General features: G+C 68.7%; 14 protein-coding genes. 8 read left to right on the forward strand and 6 right to left on the reverse strand.

The window, feature by feature from the left end; translation table 11 throughout:
- Positions 1 to 11 precede the first annotated feature (11 nt).
- Positions 12 to 914 carry a L2 family extended-spectrum class A beta-lactamase gene (gene blaL2 / locus OC534_RS11730; RefSeq protein WP_136003029.1) on the reverse strand — a complete coding sequence of 301 codons (903 nt, stop codon included), beginning with the start codon at positions 912 to 914 and terminating at the stop codon, positions 12 to 14.
- A 196-nt stretch (positions 915 to 1110) separates the two neighbouring features.
- Between blaL2 and OC534_RS11735 the strand changes: the two genes are divergently transcribed.
- Entirely contained in the window at positions 1111 to 1986 is an 876-nt protein-coding gene (locus tag OC534_RS11735; protein ID WP_136003028.1) for a LysR family transcriptional regulator, read from the forward strand.
- A gap of 37 nt (positions 1987 to 2023) precedes the next feature.
- Here the strand turns inward: OC534_RS11735 and OC534_RS11740 are convergent, their stop codons facing one another.
- Positions 2024 to 3880 carry an ABC-F family ATP-binding cassette domain-containing protein gene (locus OC534_RS11740; protein WP_136003027.1) on the reverse strand — a complete coding sequence of 619 codons (1857 nt, stop codon included), beginning with the start codon at positions 3878 to 3880 and terminating at the stop codon, positions 2024 to 2026.
- 344 nt (positions 3881 to 4224) lie between these two features.
- Between OC534_RS11740 and OC534_RS11745 the strand changes: the two genes are divergently transcribed.
- Positions 4225 to 6615, forward strand: a complete 2391-nt coding sequence (locus tag OC534_RS11745) for a TonB-dependent receptor (RefSeq protein ID WP_017357182.1) — start codon at positions 4225 to 4227, stop codon at positions 6613 to 6615.
- Between the two features lie 243 nt (positions 6616 to 6858).
- Complete coding sequence (gene ybaL / locus OC534_RS11750; protein ID WP_262071826.1) at positions 6859 to 8559, forward strand: YbaL family putative K(+) efflux transporter; 1701 nt, start codon at positions 6859 to 6861, stop codon at positions 8557 to 8559.
- 12 nt (positions 8560 to 8571) lie between these two features.
- On the opposite strand, the gene OC534_RS11755 is transcribed toward ybaL, so the two are convergent.
- The 3 genes from OC534_RS11755 to clpB form a co-directional block, all read right to left on the reverse strand.
- Positions 8572 to 9453, reverse strand: a complete 882-nt coding sequence (locus OC534_RS11755) for an AraC family transcriptional regulator (protein WP_166473364.1) — start codon at positions 9451 to 9453, stop codon at positions 8572 to 8574.
- A gap of 186 nt (positions 9454 to 9639) precedes the next feature.
- The gene (locus OC534_RS11760; protein ID WP_017357572.1) at positions 9640 to 10941 is read right to left on the reverse strand and encodes an O-acetylhomoserine aminocarboxypropyltransferase/cysteine synthase; all 1302 of its coding nucleotides are present in this window, start codon (positions 10939 to 10941) and stop codon (positions 9640 to 9642) included.
- Between the two features lie 183 nt (positions 10942 to 11124).
- Positions 11125 to 13710, reverse strand: coding sequence for an ATP-dependent chaperone ClpB (gene clpB / locus OC534_RS11765; protein ID WP_017357573.1), 2586 nt, complete (start codon positions 13708 to 13710; stop codon positions 11125 to 11127).
- Positions 13711 to 13894: 184 nt separating this feature from the next.
- Here clpB and OC534_RS11770 point away from each other — a divergent pair, with 184 nt between their 5' ends.
- The 5 genes from OC534_RS11770 to OC534_RS11790 all read left to right on the forward strand — a co-directional run bounded on the left by OC534_RS11770 (position 13895) and on the right by OC534_RS11790 (position 20111).
- Positions 13895 to 14389 carry a sigma-70 family RNA polymerase sigma factor gene (locus OC534_RS11770; RefSeq protein WP_262071827.1) on the forward strand — a complete coding sequence of 165 codons (495 nt, stop codon included), beginning with the start codon at positions 13895 to 13897 and terminating at the stop codon, positions 14387 to 14389.
- Positions 14379 to 15350: a FecR family protein gene (locus OC534_RS11775; RefSeq protein ID WP_153164689.1), complete on the forward strand. Its 972-nt coding sequence runs from the start codon at positions 14379 to 14381 to the stop codon at positions 15348 to 15350. The genes OC534_RS11770 and OC534_RS11775 overlap by 11 nt, the downstream gene beginning before the upstream one ends.
- Before the next feature lie 82 nt (positions 15351 to 15432).
- On the forward strand, positions 15433 to 18195 hold the full coding sequence (locus OC534_RS11780) for a TonB-dependent receptor (protein WP_262071828.1): 2763 nt from the start codon (positions 15433 to 15435) through the stop codon (positions 18193 to 18195).
- A gap of 17 nt (positions 18196 to 18212) precedes the next feature.
- Positions 18213 to 19334 (forward strand): cytochrome c peroxidase, encoded by a 1122-nt coding sequence (locus OC534_RS11785; RefSeq protein WP_262071829.1) that lies wholly within the window; start codon positions 18213 to 18215, stop codon positions 19332 to 19334.
- Positions 19335 to 19400: 66 nt separating this feature from the next.
- Positions 19401 to 20111 (forward strand): glutathione S-transferase, encoded by a 711-nt coding sequence (locus tag OC534_RS11790; RefSeq protein ID WP_017356842.1) that lies wholly within the window; start codon positions 19401 to 19403, stop codon positions 20109 to 20111.
- A gap of 14 nt (positions 20112 to 20125) precedes the next feature.
- Here the strand turns inward: OC534_RS11790 and OC534_RS11795 are convergent, their stop codons facing one another.
- Positions 20126 to 21730 carry a hypothetical protein gene (locus tag OC534_RS11795; protein ID WP_262071830.1) on the reverse strand — a complete coding sequence of 535 codons (1605 nt, stop codon included), beginning with the start codon at positions 21728 to 21730 and terminating at the stop codon, positions 20126 to 20128.
- Positions 21731 to 21859 lie beyond the last annotated feature (129 nt).

Below are 21859 nucleotides of genomic sequence, written 5' to 3' on the forward strand. Positions count from 1 at the left end.
GGCTGCTGACCTCAGGCGCCGCGCATCATGCCTTCGGCCAGCACGGCGACCTGGCGCAGCACGTCATTGCGTCCGGCATCGTCCACCGTGGCGCCCTGCAGATAGCTGGTGAGCACCCACGGGGTGCCACCGGCCATCGGCCACAGCATCGCGATGTCGTTGGTGGTGTCCTTGCCGTTGCTGCCGGTCTTGTCGCCCACCCGCCACGTGCTGCCCAGCCCCGCGCGCAGGCGCTCGTCGCCGGTTTCGTTGTCGATCAGCCAGTCGGCCAGCTGCTGGCGCGACGCGGGCGCCAGCACCTGGCCGAGCAGGAAGCGCTGCAGGCTGGCGGCCATCGCCGCCGGGCTGGTGGTATCGCGCGGGTCGCCCGGCGCAAACCGGTTCATCTCCGGCTCGAGACGGTCGTTGCGGGTCACCGCATCGCCGTGCTCACGCAGGAAGCGCGTGACGGCAGGCGGGCCGCCCACCACCCCCAGCAGCAGGTTCGCGGCAGGGTTGTCGCTGGTGATCATCGTGGCCCGGCACAGATCGCGCACGGTGAGGTCCTTGCCGATGTGCCGCCGGGTGACCGGCGCGTGGTCGATCAGATCCTCCGCGCGCATCGGCACGCGCTTGTCCAGGTCGAGCCGGCCGGCATCGACCTGGCGAAGCACCGCCGCACACAGGACGAACTTGAAGGTACTGCACATCGGGAAGCGCTCGTCCTGGCGGTGGCCGATGCGCCGGCCGGACGCGGTGTCCAGCAGGGTGACCCCGAGCCGGCCACCGCTGGCCGCTTCCAGCGCGGCGAAGTCGGGGGCGGCGGCCAGCGCCGGGGCCGTGGTGCGCGGCGGCGTTTTCGCCAGTGCGGTGGCGGTCAGCGCGGAGGCGGCGGCCACCCCGGTCCAGTGCAGGAACTGTCGTCGAGCAAGCATGCGGATTCTCCTGGTGAGGCGGAGAGTATTGAAGCCGTGGCGGCGCGGCACCAGCGAGCATTTTCAGCGGAAGCCATTCGCCTTTCTTATGCCTCGGCGGATTTCCGGGGCGGATTTCAGGATCTGCCGGCTTACGATCGGCACTTTCGAGGGTAACGGTGCGATGATCCATCGATCCTCCTCACGGCTCGCGCCCATGCTCCGCCCCCAGTTGCCGCTCAATGCGCTGCGCGCTTTCGAGGCCGCCGCCCGGCATCAGAACTTCACCCGCGCCGCCTTGGAACTGTGTGTCAGCCAGGCCGCGCTGAGCCACCAGATCCGCGCACTGGAGAATCGGCTCGGGGTGTCGCTGTTCCATCGGCTGCCGCGTGGCGTGGCGCTCACCGACGAAGGCGCGCGGCTGTACCCGGTGCTCAACGAGGCCTTCGACCGGATCGCGGTGAGCCTGGACCGTTTCGTGGGCGGGCACTTCCGCGAGGTGCTGCGTGTGGGCGTGGTCGGCACCTTCGCCACGGGCTGGCTGCTGCCGCGCCTGGCGGACTTCCATGCCCGCCATCCGCAGATCGACCTGCGTCTGCAGACCCACAACAACCGCATCGACCTGGCCGGCGAAGGGCTGGATCTGGCGATCCGCTTCGGCGAGGGCGACTGGCAGGGGCAGGTCAGTGATGCGGTGCTGGACGCGCCGTTCGCCCCGCTGTGCGCGCCCGCCCTGGCCCGCCTGCTGCACCAGCCGCGCGACCTGGCGAACGTGGCATTGCTGCGGTCCTACCGCACCGACGAATGGCCGCGCTGGCTGCAGGCGGCCGGGGTGGCGGAGCTGGAAGCGCGTGGACCGGTGTTCGATTCGTCGCTGACCCTGGCCAGCGCGGCGGCGGCAGGCAATGGCGTGGCCCTGCTGCCGCTGAAGATGTTCGGGCAGGACCTGGCGCAGGGGCGCCTGATCCAGCCGTTCGCGCCGGTGCTGGACCTGGGCCGCTACTGGCTGACGCGCCTGCGTTCACGCCCCGAGAGCGACGCGGCGCGGCTGTTCCGCCAGTGGCTGCAGGCGCAGGGAGAGGTCACGGGCTGACGGGTGCCGACCGCGGTCGGCACATCGCCCCCGACGATCAACCTTCCAGCAGTTCCATCCAGCTCTGCTCCGCCTTGGCCAGCAGCGCCGCCGTCGCTTCGCGGTCGCGGCCGAGCACGGCCATGCGGGTTGCGTCGGCGTAGTTGGACGGATCGGCCAGCTGGCGGTCCAGCTCGGCCAGCGTGCCCTCCAGCTCGCCCACTTTGGCTTCGGCGGCTGCCAGCTTGTGCGGATTGACCGGCTTGCGCGGCGGCAGCGGCGGGGTCGGCGGCACCGGCTCCGGTGCGGCGGCGGCCATCTTCTGCTTGGTGCCCTGCGCCGCCGGACGCGACCGCAGCCACGCCGCGTAGGCGTCCAGATCGCCGTCGAACGGCTCCACCACCCCATCGGCCACACGCCAGAAGGTGTCGCAGACCAGACCGATCAGGTGGCGGTCGTGCGAGACCATCACGATGGCACCCTCGAAATCGGCCAACGCTTCCGCCAGCGCTTCGCGCATTTCCAGGTCGAGATGGTTGGTCGGTTCGTCGAGCAGCAGCACGTTCGGCTGCTGCCAGGCGATCAGCGCCAGTGCCAGGCGCGCGCGCTCGCCACCGGAGAACCCATCCACCGGTTCAAAGGCACGGTCGCCGGCGAAGTTCCACTTGCCGAGGAAATCGCGGAAAGCCTGGTTGGGCGCATCCGGGGCCAGATCGCGGAAATGCTCCATCGGCGACTGGCCTTCGTGCAGCGATTCCACTGTGTGCTGGGCGAAGTAGCCGATGCGCAGGTCCGGGTGGGCCGCGCGCTCGCCGGTCAACGGCGCCAGCTCGCCGACCAGGGTCTTGACCAGCGTGGTCTTGCCGGCGCCGTTGGGGCCGAGCAGACCGATGCGCTGGCCCGCCTCCAGGCCGAAACCGACCTCGTGCAGGATCACGGCGTCCGGGCCATAGCCGGCATCGACGTGGTTCAGGCGGATCAGCGAGAACGGCAGCTTGGCCGGCGGGGCGAATTCGATACGGAATTCACGCTCGGCACGCACCGCCTCGGTGCCGGCCAGCTTGGCCAGGCGCTTCATGCGGCTCTGCGCCTGTGCGGCCTTGCTCGCCTGCGCCTTGAAGCGATCGATGAAGCTCTGCAGGTGGGCGCGCTCGGCCTGTTCCTTCTCGTGCGCGATCTGCTGCTGACGCAGCTGTTCGGCGCGCTGGCGCTCAAAATCGGTGTAGCCGCCCGGATACAGCTTGGCGCCACCGCCATGCAGGTGCAGGGTATGGGTGGCGACGTTGTCGAGGAACTCGCGGTCATGCGAGATCAGCAGCAGCGTGCCGGGGTACTTGAGCAGCCACTGTTCCAGCCAGAACACCGCGTCCAGGTCGAGGTGGTTGGTCGGTTCGTCGAGCAGCAGCAGATCGCTGGGCATCATCAGCGCGCGGGCCAGGTTGAGGCGCACGCGCCAGCCACCGGAGAACGACGACACCGCCCGGGAATGCGTCTCGGCCGGGAAGCCCAGGCCATGCAGCAGCTTGCCGGCCCGCGCTTCGGCGTCGTAGGCGCCGATTTCAGCCATCTTCTGGTGCGCGGTGGCCACCGCCTCCCAGTCTTCCCGGGCCGCCGCGTCGGCCTCGGCGCGCAGCACCGCGGCCACCTCGGTGTCGCCTTCGAGCACGAACTGCAGCGCCGGGTCCGGCAGCGAGGGGGTTTCCTGGGCCACCGATGCGATGCGGACCTTGCCAGGCAGATCGACGTCGCCCTTGTCGGCTTCCAGCTCGCCCTTCACGGCGGCAAACAGGCTGGACTTGCCGGCGCCATTGCGGCCGACCACGCCAACGCGGTACCCCGCGTGCAGAGTCAGGTCGACGTTGGACAACAGCAGCCGCTCGCCACGGCGCAAGGCGAAGTTACGAAGGGAAATCATCTTGGGGGTCCATATAACGGAATGGAATGTGCTCGTGAGCACCTTTCCTGCGACGTAATTCTAGCGTTAACGAATACTTGACGCGCCCCGGGATGCGCGGCAGGGCTCGTCTCTCTCTCCCACGACCCTGCCCGCGCGTCCTCGGGACCCCTCCGTCGAAACCCGGGCATCACGTAAATGGTTGCTGCTGCAACGTTTTTTGCGAATGCACCCGGGAATTGACAGGCGATGAATATCCCGTTAATTCCTTTGTTGCGCACCGCAACAACCGCCTTCGCAGACCCGCTCCCCGCAGTCGTGATGTCGCCACGGTGCCGCACCGTCCCTACCGGAGCCACATCCTGATGAACCGCAAGACCAGTACGCTCGCCGCCGCCGTAGCTGTCGCGCTCGGTGTCTCCAGTTTCGCCGTCTCCGCCCAGCAGGCCCCGCCTGCCGCCGCGAACACCCTGGACACCATCATCGTCACCGGTACCCGGGTCGCCGACCGCACCGTGGCCGAGTCGCAGTCGCCGATCGACATCATCACCCCCGAGGCGCTGCAGTCCACCGGTACCACCGAGCTGGCCACCGCGCTGTCGCGCGCCCTGCCCTCGCTGAACTTCCCGCGCCCGGCGCTGACCGACGGCACCAGCGGCATCCGCCCGGCGCAGCTGCGGGGCCTGTCGCCCGACCAGGTGCTGGTGCTGGTCAACGGCAAGCGCCGCCACACCTCGGCGCAGATCAACGTCAACGGCAGCATCGGCCGCGGCTCCTCGGCGGTGGACATCAACGCCATTCCGATCGCCGCGATCGAGCGGGTCGAAGTGCTGCGCGACGGCGCGTCGGCCCAGTACGGCTCCGATGCGATCGCCGGGGTGGTCAACATCGTGCTCAAGGGATCCTCCGCCGGCGGCAGCCTGGTCCTGGATGCCGGCCAGTACTCGGCCGGCGACGGCAACAAGTACCAGCTCTCCGGCGATACCGGCGTTGGCTTCGCCGACGGCCGCGGCAGCGTGCACGTGGCCGGGCAGATCACCCAGCAGGACGAGAGCAACCGTGCCGGCCCGTACCAGGGCACCACGCCCAACACCGGCAACTTCCCCAACATCGGCCAGACCACCTTTGTGGTGGGCGACCCGCAGGTGGATGCCACCGCCGCCTCGGCCAATGCCAGCTTCCAGTTCACCGACCACGTCTCGGCCTATGCCACGGCGATGGCCAGCAACCGCGACATCACCTCGTTCGCGTTCTACCGCTCGCGCAACAACAGCAACCAGGGCCCGCTGCTGGCACAGGTGTACCCGGACGGCTTCGTGCCGCAGATCAATCAGTACTCCAAGGACCGCTCGATCGTGGCCGGCGTCAAGGGCGGCACCGACAGCGGCTGGAACTGGGACGTCAGCTACAACCACGGCTACAACAAGATCGACTTCCACACCCGCAACAGCATCAACTACAGCCTCGGCGTGAACAGCCCGCGTTCGTTCTACGACGGCGCGCTGGAGTACACCCAGGACATCGTCAACGCCGATGTGACCAAGACCCTGGACTGGGGCCTGGCGTATCCGGTGACGCTGTCCTTCGGTGGCGAGTACCGCCGCGAAACGTGGGAGCAGTCGCCGGGCGAACCCAACTCGTACACCGGCAGCGGCGCCCAGGGCTTCGGCGGTTTCACCCCGATCAATGCGGTGGACGCCGACCGCAACAACTACGCGGTGTATGCCGGCCTGGAAGCGGACTTCACCGACAAGTTCTCCGCCGGCGCGACCGGCCGCTATGAGGACTACTCGGACTTCGGCGACAAGTTCTCCGGCAAGCTGTCCGCGCGCTATGCCTTCACCGACAAGGTCGCCCTGCGCGCCACCGCCTCCAGCGGGTTCCGCGCGCCGTCGCTGGCCCAGCAGAGCTACCAGGCGGTGACCAGCACGATCGTCAACGGCGTGTTCGTCGAACGCGGCACCTTCCCCACCACCAGCGCTGCCGCGCAGGCGCTGGGTGCCAGCCCGCTGAAGGCCGAAAGCTCCACCTCCTACAGCCTGGGCCTGGTGCTGCAGCCGGTGGACCGCCTGTACCTGACCGTGGATGCGTACCAGATCGACATCGACGACCGCATCGTGCTGTCCACCAACATCACCACCAACGCCGCCACCAACGCGCTGCTCGGTGGGCTGGGGCTGCCGCAGGTCACCGCGTTCTCGTACTTCACCAACGGCGTGGACACCCGCACCCGTGGTGTGGACGCGGTGTCCAGCTACACCCTTCCCTTCGCCGCCAGCTCGCTGGAGCTGACCGCCGCGTACAGCTACAACGAAACCGAGGTGAAGAAGTTCATCGCCTCGCCGGCGGTGTTCCAGAGCCTGGGCCTGACCCAGTCGCTGATCGGGCGTGACGAGATCGGCCGCATCGAAGACAGCTACCCGCGCGACAAGGCCATCCTCAGCGGCACCTGGCGTTCGGACCACTGGGACCTCAATCTGGCGGCCACCCGCTATGGCAGCTTCACCGTGCGCAACTCGGCCACCGCGCTGCGCGACCAGACCTACGGTGCGTCATGGGTGCTCGATGCCTCGGTGAGCTACAAGCCCAGCGCGAACTGGGCGCTTACCCTGGGCGCGGACAACCTGCTGGACGAGTACCCGGACCGTACCGTGGACCTGCAGAACTCGACCTGGGGCATGCTGCCGTACAGCAACTACTCGCCGTACGGCTTCAACGGCGCGTACGTCTACGGCCGCGTAACGTACAAATGGTAATCCCCGGCAGTGCCGGCCACTGGCCGGCCACCATGCGATGACTGCCGCTGCCCCGGTCCGCCGGGGCAGCGTCGTTGTGGACGGGCAACAACAGCGTTCCGCGCATTCATCGCCCACACCGGCCGATGTCCCGGACAACACACGCCCTGACCACGGGAACAGGCACGCGCCGCATGCGTCAGTGTTTGCCGGATCTGGCCGCATCGGTGAAAATCGGGGCATCCCCCCTTTCTGCGAGCCCCGATGCACCATGACACCGACCTGATCAACATCGTCGCCGTTGGCCTCGGGCTCGCCTTCATCTTCGGCGCGCTGGCCAACAAGATGCGCTTGTCTCCGCTGGTCGGTTATCTGGTTGCTGGCATCTGCGTAGGACCGTTCACCCCCGGCTTCGTCGCCGACCAGGCACTGGCCAACCAGCTCGCCGAGATCGGCGTGATGCTGCTGATGTTCGGCGTGGGCCTGCACTTTTCGCTCAAAGACCTCATGGCGGTCAAAGCGATCGCCATTCCGGGCGCCATCGGCCAGATTCTGGTGGCCACGCTGCTGGGCTGGGGACTGGCGTCGTTGATGGGCTGGCCGGTGATCCACGGCGTGGTGTTCGGCTTCTCGCTGGCCACCGCCAGCACGGTGGTGCTGCTGCGTGCGATGGAAGAGCGCCGCCTGCTGGAAACCCAGCGCGGCAAGATCGCGGTGGGCTGGCTGATCGTGGAAGACCTCGCGTGCGTGCTGGCACTGGTGATGATGCCGGTGTTGGCCGGCGTGTTCGGGCCGGATGCCGCCAACGAAACGCACACCCTCGGCAGCGTGCTGGCCAGCATCGGCTGGACCTTCGTGCAGCTGGGCCTGTTCGTGGCGGTGATGCTCGTGGTCGGCCGCCGGTTGATTCCGTGGATTCTCGAACGCATCGCCGGCACCGGCTCGCGCGAGCTGTTCACGCTGTCGGTGCTGGCCATCGCGCTCGGCGTGGCGTTCGGCTCGGCGATGCTGTTCGGCGTTTCGTTCGCGCTCGGCGCGTTCTTCGCCGGCATGCTGCTCAACGAGTCCGAACTCAGCCACAAGGCCGCCAATGACTCCCTGCCGCTGCGCGACGCCTTTGCGGTGCTGTTCTTCGTCTCGGTCGGCATGCTGTTCAACCCGGCCATCCTGATCGAGCACCCGTGGCAGGTGCTGGCCACCGCGGCCATCATCATGTTCGGCAAGTCCGCAGCTGCCTTCGTGATCGTGCGTGCGTTCGGCCATCCCACCGGCACCGCGTTGACCATCTCGGCCAGCCTGGCGCAGATCGGCGAGTTCGCCTTCATCATCGCCGGCCTCGGCGTCGCCCTGAAGATCCTGCCGCCCACCGGGCAGGCGCTGGTGCTGGCCGGCGCGCTGATCTCGATCATGCTCAACCCGCTGGTATTCGGCCTGCTCGACCGCTGGCTGCTCAAGCACCAGGAGGCGACCCCGACCGCCGTGGAAACCGAACTGCCGCCGGGGCCGTCGCTGGACCTGCACGACCATGCCATCGTGATCGGCTACGGACGGGTGGGCAGCGCGCTGGCGCAGGTGCTGCGCGATCGCGGCGTGCCGGTGATGATCATCGACGACAACAAGGAACACGTGGCCGAGGCGCATGCCGCCGGGCTGCCCGGCATCCGCGGCAGCGCGGCCTCGGACCGGGTGCTGGCCGAAGCCCATCCGGAACGCGCCAAGATCGCGGTGCTGGCCATTCCGCAGCCCCTGGAAGCGGGCGAAACGCTGGCCAAACTGCGGGCGCTCAACCCGGACCTGACCCTGCTGGCGCGGGCGCACAGCGATGCCGAGGTCAAGCATCTGCTGGATCACGGCGCCGACGGCACCGTGATGGCCGAACGCGAGCTGGCCTACTCGCTGGCCGAGATGGTGATGTCCACCCCGCCATACCGCAGCCTGGGCAAGCACAGCATCCCGGTGGTGTAACCGCCCGCAGGGCTAGCGCAGCGGCACGCAGATGTCCGCGCGCAGGATCGCCTCGGGCACGTCTTCCGGGTCGTCCAGGTAGTGGTAGTAGAGGGGCGCGTCGCGCAGCGCGCGCCCGCTGTCGGGCAGCCACTGGCGCAGCAGCGCGTCGGTGGCCGCCTCCAGCCCCGCATAGCTGCCCACGTGGCGCAGCACTGCATGGTCGCCGCCGCCCAGCGTCAGCGCACGCAGCGGCGCGGGCAGCCCTTCCGGCGCGTGCCCGAAGCCCATGCCGCAGTCGAACAGGCAGGCGCGGGCAGGAACGTCGCGATGGTCGTTGAGCGCGACCCCCACCAGCTGTTGCAGCTGCGTGGCCAGCCCCTGCTCCGCCGCCCAGGCGTAGATCGCGCCGAAGGCCTGGTCCAGATCATCGAACGCACCCTGCGTGCGCAGTGCCACCACGTCGAATGGCTCCAGCGTGGTCACCGTGACCTGCAGCGGCACGGCCTCCGCCGCATGGTCGCCGGCGGGCAGCAGCAGCGCGTTCTGCCAACGCTCGCGCAGGGCGGTGTCATCACGCAGCGCGCTCGGCGTGGCGTCCAACGCCTGGCGGCAGGCCCGGGCCAGTGCCTGCGGGCTTTCAAAGCCGACGGCGAGGGCGACGGCCGTCACCCGGCTGTCGGCCTGGCCCAGCAGCTGCAGCGCACGCAGCAACCGCAATCGGGCCACGGTGCGCCCGGGCGTTTCCCCGGTCAGCGCACGGTACAGACGGTGGAAGTGGAACGGAGACTGGTGCGCGATCGCGGCGAGCGCGTCCAGATCGGGAAGTGGCTCACCGGCGCGCAGACACGCCTGCAGATGGGCGATGACGCGGTCGATACCGTGGTGCTGGCGTACCTGGGCGATGCGGCTCATGGCGGGCTCCATGTCGGGGTGGCGCTCAGCATGCGTCGTGTCCTGCCCCTGCGCGTGGCCGATCTTGCGCAATGGGTGGAGGACCGCCAGAGCGTAGCGCCCGCGTGCGGTCGAGACCAGCCACGCAGACGGGCCGGGCAAAACCCCACGGCGACCGGCCCGCACCGGTCGCCGTGGGTACCACCTCTACGCGGTTGCCAACGCCTGCCGCAGGTCGGCCAGCAGGTCGTCGATGTGTTCGATGCCGATGGACAGGCGCACGGTGTCCTCGCTGACCCCGGCCTGGCGCAGTTCGGCCGCGTCCAGCTGGCGGTGCGTGGTCGATGCCGGGTGGGTTGCCAGCGACTTTGCATCGCCCAGGTTCACCAGCCGGGTGAACAGCTGCAGGGCGTCCAGGAAGCGCGCGCCCGCCACGCGGCCGCCGGGCAGGCCAAAGGTCAGCACGCCGGACCCGTGGCCACGCAGGTACTTCCGTACCCGGGCGTGGTCGGGATGATCGGGCAGCGCGGCGTAGTTCACCCAGTCGACCTTGGGGTGGTCGCGCAGGAACTCCGCGACGGCCAGCGCATTGGCATTGATGCGATCCATGCGCAGCGCCAGCGTCTCGATGCCCTGCAGGATCAGGAAGGCGTTGAACGGCGAGAGCGACGCACCGGTGTTGCGCAGTGGCACCACGCGGGCGCGGCCGATGTAGGCGGCCGGACCGAGGGCCTCGGTATAGACCACGCCGTGGTAACTGACATCCGGTTCATTCAGCCGCCGGAAGCGCTGCGCGTGCTCGGCCCACGGGAACCGGCCCGAATCGACGATCGCGCCGCCCAGGCTGGTGCCGTGGCCGCCGAGGTACTTGGTCAGCGAATGCACCACAATGTCCGCGCCGAAATCGAACGAACGCTGCAGGTACGGCGTGGCCACCGTGTTGTCCACGATCAGTGGCACGCCGTGCGCATGGGCCACCGCCGCAATCGCTTCGATGTCGGTGATGTTGCCGCGGGGATTGCCGATGGACTCCACGAACACCGCTTTGGTGCGCTCGTCGATCAGCGCGCCGAACGAGGCCGGATCGTCCGGATCGGCGAAGCGCGTCTGGATGCCGTACTGCGGCAGCGTATGCGCGAACAGGTTGTAGGTGCCGCCATACAGCGTGCTGGACGAGACGATGTTGTCACCGGCCTCGGCAATGGTCTGGATCGCATAAGTGATCGCCGCCTGGCCCGAGGCCAGCGCCAGCGCGCCCACGCCGCCTTCCAGCGCCGCGATGCGCTGTTCCAGCACATCGGTGGTGGGGTTCATGATGCGGGTGTAGATGTTGCCCGGCACCTTCAGGTCGAACAGGTCGGCCCCGTGCTGGGTGTCGTCGAAGGCATACGCCACGGTCTGATAGATCGGCACCGCCACCGCACGGGTGGTCGGGTCGGGCCGGTAGCCGCCGTGCACGGCGATGGTTTCCGCTTTCCATTGCGGGTCGGGACTGCCGTGCTCGCTCATCGTGCCTCCTCCGGTTGAACCCGGACGATACCCGAGCGCCGGCACGCCCAGGCACACGTGCTCATGCCGATCACGCATGCGCTTAGGCGCTGCGGTGATATGCGGCACGTGGGCCGCGCACCGCCACACGCGGCACCGGCCCGGTAGCAGACTCCACCGGGCCGGTGCGCGGGGCGTGCCGGCTCAGCCCTTGGTGAAGACCAGCTTGCCCTCGGCGGCATCGACCCGGATCGTGTCGCCCCCCAGGAACTCGCCGGACAGGATCTTCTGCGCCAGCGGATTTTCCAGCTGCGCCTGGATCGCACGCTTCAGCGGACGGGCGCCATACACCGGATCGAAGCCGACGTTGCCCAGCAACTGGAACGCCGCGTCGCTGACCTCGATGCGCAGCCCACGCTCGGCCAGGCGCTTCTCCAGACCGACCATCTGGATCTTGGCGATCTGCTTGATCTGCGCCTTGTCCAGCGGGTGGAACACCACGATGTCATCCAGCCGGTTGATGAACTCCGGACGGAAGTGCGCCTGCACCACGCCCATCACCGCCGCCTTCATCTGCGTGTACGCCTCCGGGCTGTCGTCGCCGCTCATGTCCTGGATCTGGTGCGAGCCCAGGTTGGAGGTCATCACAATGACGGTGTTGCGGAAGTCCACGGTGCGGCCCTGTCCATCGGTCAGGCGACCATCGTCGAGGACCTGCAGCAGGATGTTGAACACATCGGTATGCGCCTTCTCCACCTCATCGAGCAGGATCAGCGAGTACGGACGGCGGCGCACCGCCTCGGTCAGGTAACCGCCCTCCTCATAGCCCACATAGCCCGGGGGCGCACCGATCAGGCGTGCCACGCTGTGCTTCTCCATGAACTCGCTCATGTCGATGCGGATCATCGCGTCGCTGCTGTCGAACAGGAACTCGGCCAGCGCCTTGCACAGCTCGGTCTTGCCCACGCCGGTCGGCCCCAGGAACAGGAACGAGCCGCTGGGCCGGTCCGGATCGGACAGGCCCGCGCGCGAACGGCGCACGGCATCGGAGACGACCTTGATCGCCTCTTCCTGGCCCACCACGCGCTCATGCAGCACATCTTCCATGCGCAGCAGCTTGTCGCGCTCGCCTTCGAGCATGCGGTTGACCGGGATGCCGGTCCAGCGCGAGACCACCTCGGCAATCTCTTCGGCGGTGACCCGGTCCTGCACCAGCTTGAACTCGGTGTTCTCCGCTTCCTGCGCGGCCGCCAGCTGCTTCTCCAGCTGCGGCAATTGGCCGTACTGAATCTCGCTCATGCGGCCGAAATCCTGGCGGCGCTGCGCCGATTCCAGCTCCAGCTTGGCCTGCTCGATCTGCTCCTTGATCTTCGTCGCGCCCTGCAACGCAGCCTTCTCCGACTTCCAGATCTCGTTGAGATCGGAGAACTCGCGCTCCAGCGTATCGATGTCGCTCTCCAGATCAGCCAGACGCTGGCGCGATGCCTCGTCCTTTTCCTTCTTGAGCATTTCGCGCTGGATCTTCAGCTGGATCAGCCGACGCTCCAGACGGTCCAGCTCCTCCGGCTTGGAGTCGATCTCCATGCGGATGCGCGAGGCGGCCTCGTCCATCAGGTCGATGGCCTTGTCGGGCAACTGGCGGTCGGCGATGTAGCGGTGCGACAGCGTCGCGGCCGCCACGATCGCCGGGTCGGTGATTTCCACGCCGTGATGCACCGCGTACTTTTCCTTCAGCCCGCGCAGGATCGCAATGGTGTCCTCGACACTGGGTTCGCCAACGAACACCTTCTGGAAACGGCGCTCCAGCGCGGCGTCCTTCTCGATGTACTTGCGGTACTCGTCCAGCGTGGTCGCGCCGACGCAGTGCAGTTCGCCACGTGCCAGCGCCGGCTTGAGCATGTTGCCGGCGTCCATCGCGCCATCGGCCTTGCCCGCGCCGACCATCGTGTGCAGCTCGTCGATGAACAGGATCACCTGCCCTTCGCTCTTGGCCAGGTCGTTGAGCACGCCCTTCAGGCGTTCCTCGAATTCGCCACGGAACTTGGCGCCGGCGATCAGCGCACCCATGTCGAGCGACAGCACGCGCTTGCCGCGCAGGCCCTCGGGCACTTCGTCGTTGATGATGCGCTGGGCCAGTCCTTCGACGATGGCGGTCTTGCCGACACCGGGTTCGCCGATCAGCACCGGGTTGTTCTTGGTGCGGCGCTGCAGGACCTGGATGGTGCGCCGGATCTCTTCATCGCGGCCGATCACCGGGTCCAGCTTGCCGCTCTCGGCACGCGCGGTCAGGTCGATGGTGTACTTCTCCAGCGCCTGGCGCTGGTCTTCGGCGTTCTCCGACTGCACGCTCTCGCCGCCACGGATCTTGTCGATGGCCGCGTCGATGCGGGCCTTGTCGGCGCCGGCTGCGCGCAGCGCCATGCCCAGCGTGCCACCATCATCCACGGCAGCCAGCACGAACCATTCGCTGGCAATGAACGCATCGCCATGCTGCTGGGCCAGCTTGTCGGTGTTGTTGAGCAGCCGGTTGAGGTCATTGCCGATCGACAGGTTGCCTTCCTGCCCGGATACCTTGGGCAGCGCATCCATCGCCTCGTTGAGGCGTTCGCGCAGCACCGGCACGTTGACGCCGGCCTGCGACAGCAACGGGCGCGTGCTGCCGCCCTGCTGGTCCAGCAGTGCCGAGAACACGTGCACCGGTTCGATGATGTTGTGGTCGCGGCCCACGGCCAGCGACTGCGCGTCGGCCAGCGCCTGCTGGAAACGCGAGGTGAGCTTGTCCATCCGCATGGGGAGATCCTCTCTGGTGAAATGGCCAGCGTGGCTGGCAGATGTACCGGATATGCGGTTGTCGCGCAGTGATTCAAGACAATCCGGGGCTGGCAATACAGCCGCCATACTGCAATACTTGCGAATCGTTCTCATTCCCATTGGTTCCCGAGCCCTGTCCGGGCCACACCACCGGCGCCCTTCGATGCAGGCACAACGTGAGTTCCTAGGCGTCCTCTACCGGGACCATCGCTGCTGGCTGCAGGGCTGGCTGAGCGGCCGCGTGGGATGCCGCGAGACCGCCGCCGACCTGACCCAGGACACCTTTGCGCGGCTGCTGCAGGATCGCGACCTCGCCGCGCTGCGCGAGCCGCGCGCGTTCCTCACCACGGTAGCGCGCGGCCTGGCCGCCAACTGGTTCCGTCGCCAGTCGCTGGAGCGCGCGTGGCTGGAGCATCTCGCCGCGCTGCCCGAAGCGGTGGTGCCGTCGCTGGAGGACCAGTGGGTGGTCCGCGAGGCCCTGCAGCAGATCGATGCCATGCTCGACGGTCTGCCCACCGCAGTACGCCAGGTGTTCCTGCTGGCGCAGTTCGACGGGCTGCGCTACGACGCCATCGCGGTACGCACGGGGTTGTCGCTGAGCACAGTGAAGCGGCACATGAAACGCGCCCTCGTCGGCTGCCTCGCGCATGCCCTCTGAGCCTGCCGGCGGCGACGCAGCGATCGCCCCGGAAATCCTCGGCCAGGCGGCGGAGTGGCTGCTGCGCCTGCATGACAACGACAGTGCCGGCGTGCGCCGCGCCTGCGACCAGTGGTGCGCGCAGCATCCCGAGCACGCCCGTGCGTGGCAGCGCGCGCAGCGCCTGCAGGCCCTGCTCGGGCAGGTGCCGGCTGCCGCGGCGCTGCCCGTGCTCGGGCGGCCGCACGGCGCGCGGCGGCGCACCGCGATCAAACACCTCGGCGCGTGGCTCGCGCTGGCGCCGGGCGCGTGGCTGGCCTGGCACCTGCTGCACCCTGCCGCGGACAGCCCCACGCTGCGTACCGCCATCGGCGAACGCCGCCAGGCACGCCTGCCCGATGGCAGCAGGATCGTGCTCGATGCCGGCACCCGTCTCTCGCTGCACCTCGATGCACGCCAGCGCACGCTGGACCTCCACCAGGGCCAAGTCCTGGTGGAGACCACCACGGACACCCACATGCCGCCCCGCCCCTTCGCGGTGCAGACGTCGCAGGGCCGGATCACCGCGCTCGGCACCCGCTTCAACGTGCGCGTGGACACCGGATACACCCATGCTGCCCTGCTGGAAGGCGCACTGGCGATCCAGGCGGGCACCGGCCCCGCCTGGCGGATGGTGGCCGGTGAACAGGCACGGTTCGATGGGCACGGCAACCACCTCCTCGAGGCGCTGGACGACACCGTCACCAGCTGGACGACCGGCATGCGGGTCGCCGATGCGATGCCGCTGGCCGCGCTGCTGGCGCACCTGGGCCGCTACCGCCACGGACGCCTGCGCTGCGACCCGGCGATCGCCACGCTGCCGGTGTCCGGCGCCTTTCCGCTGGACGACACCGAGCGCAGTCTGGCGATGCTGGAGGCGACCTACCCCGTGCGGGTGCGACGCGCACCCGGCGGTTGGTGGGTACTGATCGAGCCGCGCTGACCGATGGGCCCGACAGGCCGGTGACACTTTTCGCGCGTTCGCGGGGCAAGGACAGGAACCCCGCATTCCAACCGAATCCACCATGACCCGATCCCCGCGTTTTCTCACCACCAGCGCGCTGACCCTCGCCCTGCTCGCCACCCCGTTGTTCGTGGCCGCCGCCCCGGAAGAAACGCAGCTGCAGCCAGCCGCGGTGCCGCTCGGGCGGGCGCTGTCCAGCTTCGCCGGCCAGCACGGCGTGGCGCTGTCCTTCGATCCCGCGCTCGCCGCCGGGCGCAGCGCGCCGCCGGTGGCCGACGGGCTGTCGGTGGAGGCCGGCTTCAGTCAGTTGCTGAGCGGCAGCGGCCTGCGTGCGCGCCGCCGGGCCGATGGCAGCTATACGGTGGAACGCGCCTCCGGCAGAGCGCCCATGCCGGCGTTGCGGGTGGAGGCCAGCGCCGGCTCGACCTACCTGCCCTCGCAGCTTCCCTACGGCCAGGGCACGCGCCTGGACGAACACGCGCTGCAGGCCCAGGTGAAAGGCAACGGTGACATCGCCACCGCGCTGCGCGGCAACCCCGCCGTGCAGTTCAGCGACCGCTCGCGCACCACCCGCAACATGGGCGAGATCCGCCCGGACGATTTCTCCATCAACGGTGCGCCGTACTACCAGAACCTGTTCCTGCTCGACGGTGCCAGCTTCAACAACGATCTCGACCCGGTGGCCACCGCGGTGGGCACGACCGAGAACACCAATCACAACTCCGATGTTCCCAGCGCCGCGCAGGGCATCGCCGTGGACGTGGACCTGCTGGAATCGCTCACGGTCTACGACGCCAACGTGCCGGCGCCCTACGGCGGCTTCACCGGCGGCGTGGTCGATGCGCGCACACGCGTCGCCAGCGACGCGTTCGCCGGCAAAGTGTGGATGCGGATGGCGCGCTCGGCGTGGGACCAGATCATCACCAACCCGGCCCAGGACACCACCTACGAAGAATCGGCAACGCTGGCCTACCAGCCCGCCTACGACAAGTACCGCGTGGGCGCGCGGCTGGAGGGCCGCACGCAGGGCGGGTTGGGCATCATCGGCACCGTGGTGCGCAGCCGCTCGGAGATTCCGCTGCGGGCCTACACGGCCGGCCGCTCAACCACCGGCAACGACGTCAACCAGCGCACCCAGACCCGTGAAAACACCGCCGCCACGATCGCCCTGGACTGGAGCAGCGACACCCTGGACCTGCGCTTGGGGCTGGGCTACGCGCCCACCGATGACCGCTACTTCATCGCCAACACCAAAAACTCCTGGTTCGACCTGAAATCCGGCGGTCCCACTGCCAACCTGAGTGCGGTCTGGCGGCACGGTGCCTGGACACTGTCGCAGCGGCTGAGCTACAGCGACCTGGAGTCGTCGCGGCGCAGCGAGGAGACCACCATGCGCCATTGGCGCCCTTCCCAGGCGTTCGACTGGGGCGTGGCCGCGGTGAGCAGCGAGGGCAGCTGGGGCAGCGTGGACCAGCACGACCGCAAGCTCGGCTACACCCTGTCCGTCGCCCATGACACCGTGACCGTGGGCCGCACCGCGCACGACGTCCAGGGCGGGCTGAGCGTGCAGCGCCGCGATGCCAACTACAAGCGCCTCAACGACCAGTACGTGTACCAGAACGCGGTGGCCACGCGCAGCTGCACGCTCAGCGACGGCCGCGTGGACAGCGTGAGCTGCTCGCTGTCGCCGCTGCTCGATGGCAGCGGCAACGGGCAGTACCTGAGCATGCTGCAGCTCTTCCACGCCGGCGAATTTTCGGTGAGTGGCGAGGAATACGCGGCCTGGCTGCAGGACGATATCCGCATCGGCAACTGGAGCGTGCGGCCGGGCCTGCGCCTGGACCGCGACAACGTGTTCAACCAGACCAACCTGTCGCCGCGTCTGGCGGTGAGCTGGGATGTGTTCGGTGATGAGGACACCCGCATCAACGCCGGCGTGAACCGCTATTACGGCCGCAGCTTCTTCGCCTACCTGCTGCGCGATGGGCGCGAGCGCCTGCGCGAGAGCAGGACCCGGCGCAGCGCCAGCACCGCCTGGGAGGATGTGGTGGGGACCTGGAACGTGGCCACCAACCGCCTGCGCGATCTGGATTCGCCCTATGCCGACGAATGGTCGCTGGGCCTGGACCAGCGCGTGGCCGGGCTGCGCATCAGCGCGAAATATGTCGACCGCCGCAGCCGGCGCGACGTGCTCCGCCGCCGGATCGGTGAGCCGCTGGATGCCACGCTCTACAACCGCAACACCTTCGAATACACCAACGACGGCCGCAGCGATGCCGGCATCGCCACCCTCACCGTCGCCTCGCGGGAACCGTGGACGTTCCTCGGCACGCGCAACAGCTGGCAGCTGGCGGCCGACCACACCGACGTCAAGCGCAACTACAACAGTTACGAAGACACGCTGCTGATGGATGAGCTGGTGCGCTACGAAGGCAAGCTGATGTACCGCCACCAGCTGCCGGCCACCGACTACCTGCGCCCGTGGAGCGCACGGCTGGGCACGCGCACCGAGCTGCCCGCGCTTGGGCTGACCTGGAACAACAGTTTCAGCTACCGCGCCGGCTACCAGGGCATTGCCACCGGACGCCCCGAGACCATCGACGGTGTGTCAGTGCCCAACCTGACGCGGCAGCAGTTCTCCGGTACCTGGACCTGGGACGCGTCAGTCGAGTACCGGCGTGCGCTGCTGCGTGACCAGGAGGCGTATGTGCGGGTGGAGGCGCAGAACGTGCTCAACCGCAGCAACCTGACCAGCGGCGTTGCCGGCACGGCGTACTACGAGCCGGGCCGCAGCTTCTGGCTGGAACTGGGCTGCTCGTTCTGAGCCCGGGCCGGCACCTGTTGCTCGCCACGCTGCTGGGCGCCGCGCTGCTGGGCGGCAGCCGCGCCGCGTCGATCGCGTTGCCGGCGGTGGACCCCGACTGCCGTCGGCAGCTCGCCACCGCCGGCACGCTGCCGGCACCGGCGTGCCTGCGCCAGGCGTATGCCCAGCCGAGCACGCGCTGGCCGGCGCCCCAGGTGGACGCCGGCGTGGCCTGGCAGGAGCTGGGACCGCTGCCCGGCCTGGTGGCGCCGCCGGACAATCCCACCACCCCGGCCAAGGTGGCGCTGGGCCAGCGCCTGTTCAACGACCCGCAGTTGTCGCGCTCGGGGCAGATCGCCTGCGCCAGTTGCCACGAACGCGATCTTGCGTTTGCCGATGGCCGCCGCGTGTCGTTCGGGCACGACCGCCAGGCCGGTCGTCGCAACGCGCCCAGCGTGGCCATGAGCGGCCATCTGCAGCGGCTGTTCTGGGATGGCCGTGCCGCCACGCTTGAAGATCAGGCGCTGCTGCCGATCGCCGATCCGAAGGAAATGGCCTTCAGCGCCGACGCGGCTGCCGCCCGCCTGCGCGGCGATGCCACCTACCGCCGTGCGTTCGCCGCCGTGTTCGGCAATGACCGCATCGAGACCCGCCAGCTCGCCCAGGCCATTGCCGCGTTCGAGCGCAGTCTGGCACCGCCGCCCTCGCGCCTGGACCGGTTCATTTCCGGTCGCCACGACCAGCTCGACGATCTGCAGCTGCAGGGCCTGCACCTGTTCCGCACGCGGGCCCGCTGCATGAACTGCCACAGCGGACCCGCACTGACCGACCACGGGTTCCACAATCTGGGCCTGCACTTCCACGGCGGCAGGCGCCAGGACCTGGGCCGCTACGAGGTCACCGGCGATCCAGCCGACAGCGGCCGCTTCCGCACCCCCTCGCTGCGCGGCGTGGCGCGCACCGCGCCGTACATGCACAACGGGGCGATCGCCCGGCTGGACGCGGTGCTGCTGTTCTACAACGTCGGTGGCGGCAAACGGCGACCGCGCACCGGCAGCGGCGCCCACGGCCCCTTCCCTGCACCCGACCCGCAGCTGCAGCCGCTGCAGCTCACGCGCGATGAACTGCAGGCCATCCAGGCGTTTCTGCAGACGCTGTGACGCGACGATCACACCCGCTTTCGGCCCAGGCGTCGAAGCTGCAGGCGGGTACTGCGGAGTTTCTGCATGCATTACGAACTGTACTACTGGACCGGCATCCAGGGCCGTGGCGAGTTCATCCGGCTGGCGCTGGAAGACGCAGGCGCGGCCTACACCGACATGGCGCGCGTGCATGGGGATGCGGTGATGCAGCCGTTCCTGGATGGCAGGATGGACGGCCTGCAGCCGTTCGCGCCGCCGTTCGTGCGGACCGGCAGACAGGTCGTGGCGCAGGTGAGCGCGATTCTCGACCTGCTTGCGCCCGAACTCGGCCTGGTCCCCGATGCGGCCTCGCGCCGCCAGCAGGCCCTGCAACTGCAGGCGACCATCGCCGACCTGGTGGCTGAAGTACACGACACCCATCACCCGATCGCCGCGTCGCAGTATTACGAAGACCAGATGCGCGAAGCCAAGGCCCGCGCTGCCACAATGCGGGCCGAACGCCTGCCCAGGTTCCTGGGCTACTTCGAGAACGTGCTCAAGCACAACGGCGGGCGGCATCCGCTGCGTGAGCATTCCTACGTGGATCTATCCCTGTTCCAGCTGATGTCCGGCCTGGACTACATGTTCCCGCGCCGCATGCAGGCGCTATGGCCGTCGCTGCCGCTGCTGCGCGCCCTGCAGGAACGGGTGGAGCGGCGCCCGACCATTGCCGCCTACCTCGCCTCCGGGCGCCGCCTGGCGTTCAACACCAATGGCATCTTCCGCCACTACCCCGAACTGGATGGGGAAGACTGACGCGGAACGGCAGGTCACGACCGCGGGTCGTGACGCCCTTGATCCTTCTGCAGCGACAGCAGCGCCAGCAGCCCCGCCAACGCCACATACGCCCCGGCGAACTGCCAGCTGATGATCTTCGGCAGCCCGGCAAGCTGCCACGGCAGGTAAATGCCGCCGCGCGGGTCCACCGAGTGGATCAGGCCGAACAGGGTCAGCGCTGCGGCCACCAGCAGGAACGCCGAGGCGCGCAGCAGTCTGCCGTCGATCATCGCCACCACGGCAGCGATCCACAGCATCGAGGTGATGATGAAACCGTTGCCCAGGGTGAAGATCACCGCCAGTTCGGGCAGGCCATGCCCGTCCAGGGTGGTGGTCATCGCCGCCAGCTGTTCCGGCGCGATCCAGCCCGGGGCCTTGATCGCCAGCAGGTAGGCCACCGACGGCAGGAAACCCAGCACCATCGCCCCGGCGTGTTCGCGCGGCGTGGCCTGAAAGGCCTGGGTGGTGATGTCGATGGCCACGTAGACGATGATCGGCGCCAGCACCGCCAGTGGCAGCCACTGCACCAGCCCGGAGATCACCCCGAGCATGCCGCCGACACCCACGAACAGACCGGTCAGCAGCGTGTAGCCGCTGCGCGCGCCCATGTGCTTGTAGGCCGGCTGACCGATGTACGGCGTGGTCTGCGCCACACCGCCGCAGAAGCCGGCCACCAGCGTGGCCACCGCCTCGACCAGCAGGATGTCGCGGGTACGGTAGTCGTCACCAGCCGCACGCGCGCTCTCGGACACGTTGATGCCGCCCACCACCATCAGCAGGCCAAACGGCAGCAGCAGCGGCAGGTAGGTCAGCGCGGTGGGCAGGCCATCGATGAAGCCGAGCGTGGGCCACGGCAGTACGATCTGCGGCGCGGTCCACTCGGGCACATGGAAGCCCGGCGCGCCCAGCCCGGCCAGACCCAGGCCGTAGTAGAGAATCGTGCCGAACACGAAGGCCACCAGCACGCCCGGCGCGCGGATCGGCAGGCGGCGCTTGGCGATCAGCACGTACAGCAGCAGGCCGAGGGTGACAAAACCGACGATCGGCGAGCGCAGCGTTTCCAGCAACGGCAGGAAGCCCATCAGCACGATCGCGATGCCGGCGATGGACCCCAGCAGTGACGCGCGCGGCAGCGCGCGGGTGACCGCCTCGCCGAAGAACGACAGGATGACCTTGAGCACGCCCATGATCACCAGCGAGGCCATGCCCAGCTGCCACGTGGCGATCGCCGCGTCGTGCGGCGCCAGGCCCTGCGCCTTGAACGCCAGGAAGGCCGGCCCGAGCACCAGCAGCGCCATGCCGATGCTGGTCGGCGCATCCAGGCCCAGCGGCATCGCGGTGACGTCATCGCGCCCGGTGCGCGCCGCCAGGCGCCGCGCCATCCAGGTGTACAGCACGTTGCCGACCAGCACGCCGAAGGCGGTACCCGGGAACATGCGGCCGAACACCACGTCGGCCGGGAACTGGAAGATGCCGACCAGCGCCATCGCGATGAAACCCAGGATCGACAGATTGTCGACCACCAGGCCGAAGAAACCATTGAAGTCGCCGGCGACGAACCAGCGAGGCCCGGAGCGGACCGGAGCGGAAGCGGGCATGTGGGGGCCTGCAGGTGGGGGGTAGCCGATGGTAGGGCTACGCGCCCCCCGTTAACAGGTGCATGGGTGGAACGCCGGGGTGTACGCGTGACCCAGGCGGCGATGGCATCCGTCCGACGGTATCGGGAG

It is taken from the genome of Stenotrophomonas sp. Marseille-Q5258 (assembly GCF_946900935.1).
Classification (GTDB): Bacteria; Pseudomonadota; Gammaproteobacteria; order Xanthomonadales; family Xanthomonadaceae; genus Stenotrophomonas; species Stenotrophomonas nematodicola.

What these genes read in the sequence shown, in the direction of transcription:
- blaL2 (WP_136003029.1), bottom strand. Translation starts at nt 914, where the DNA reads ATGCTTGCTCGACGACAGTTCCTGCACTGGACCGGGGTGGCCGCCGCC.
- OC534_RS11735 (WP_136003028.1), top strand. Translation starts at nt 1,111, where the DNA reads ATGCTCCGCCCCCAGTTGCCGCTCAATGCGCTGCGCGCTTTCGAGGCC.
- OC534_RS11740 (WP_136003027.1), bottom strand. Translation starts at nt 3,880, where the DNA reads ATGATTTCCCTTCGTAACTTCGCCTTGCGCCGTGGCGAGCGGCTGCTG.
- OC534_RS11745 (WP_017357182.1), top strand. Translation starts at nt 4,225, where the DNA reads ATGAACCGCAAGACCAGTACGCTCGCCGCCGCCGTAGCTGTCGCGCTC.
- ybaL (WP_262071826.1), top strand. Translation starts at nt 6,859, where the DNA reads ATGCACCATGACACCGACCTGATCAACATCGTCGCCGTTGGCCTCGGG.
- OC534_RS11755 (WP_166473364.1), bottom strand. Translation starts at nt 9,453, where the DNA reads ATGAGCCGCATCGCCCAGGTACGCCAGCACCACGGTATCGACCGCGTC.
- OC534_RS11760 (WP_017357572.1), bottom strand. Translation starts at nt 10,941, where the DNA reads ATGAGCGAGCACGGCAGTCCCGACCCGCAATGGAAAGCGGAAACCATC.
- clpB (WP_017357573.1), bottom strand. Translation starts at nt 13,710, where the DNA reads ATGCGGATGGACAAGCTCACCTCGCGTTTCCAGCAGGCGCTGGCCGAC.
- OC534_RS11770 (WP_262071827.1), top strand. Translation starts at nt 13,895, where the DNA reads ATGCAGGCACAACGTGAGTTCCTAGGCGTCCTCTACCGGGACCATCGC.
- OC534_RS11775 (WP_153164689.1), top strand. Translation starts at nt 14,379, where the DNA reads ATGCCCTCTGAGCCTGCCGGCGGCGACGCAGCGATCGCCCCGGAAATC.
- OC534_RS11780 (WP_262071828.1), top strand. Translation starts at nt 15,433, where the DNA reads ATGACCCGATCCCCGCGTTTTCTCACCACCAGCGCGCTGACCCTCGCC.
- OC534_RS11790 (WP_017356842.1), top strand. Translation starts at nt 19,401, where the DNA reads ATGCATTACGAACTGTACTACTGGACCGGCATCCAGGGCCGTGGCGAG.
- OC534_RS11795 (WP_262071830.1), bottom strand. Translation starts at nt 21,730, where the DNA reads ATGCCCGCTTCCGCTCCGGTCCGCTCCGGGCCTCGCTGGTTCGTCGCC.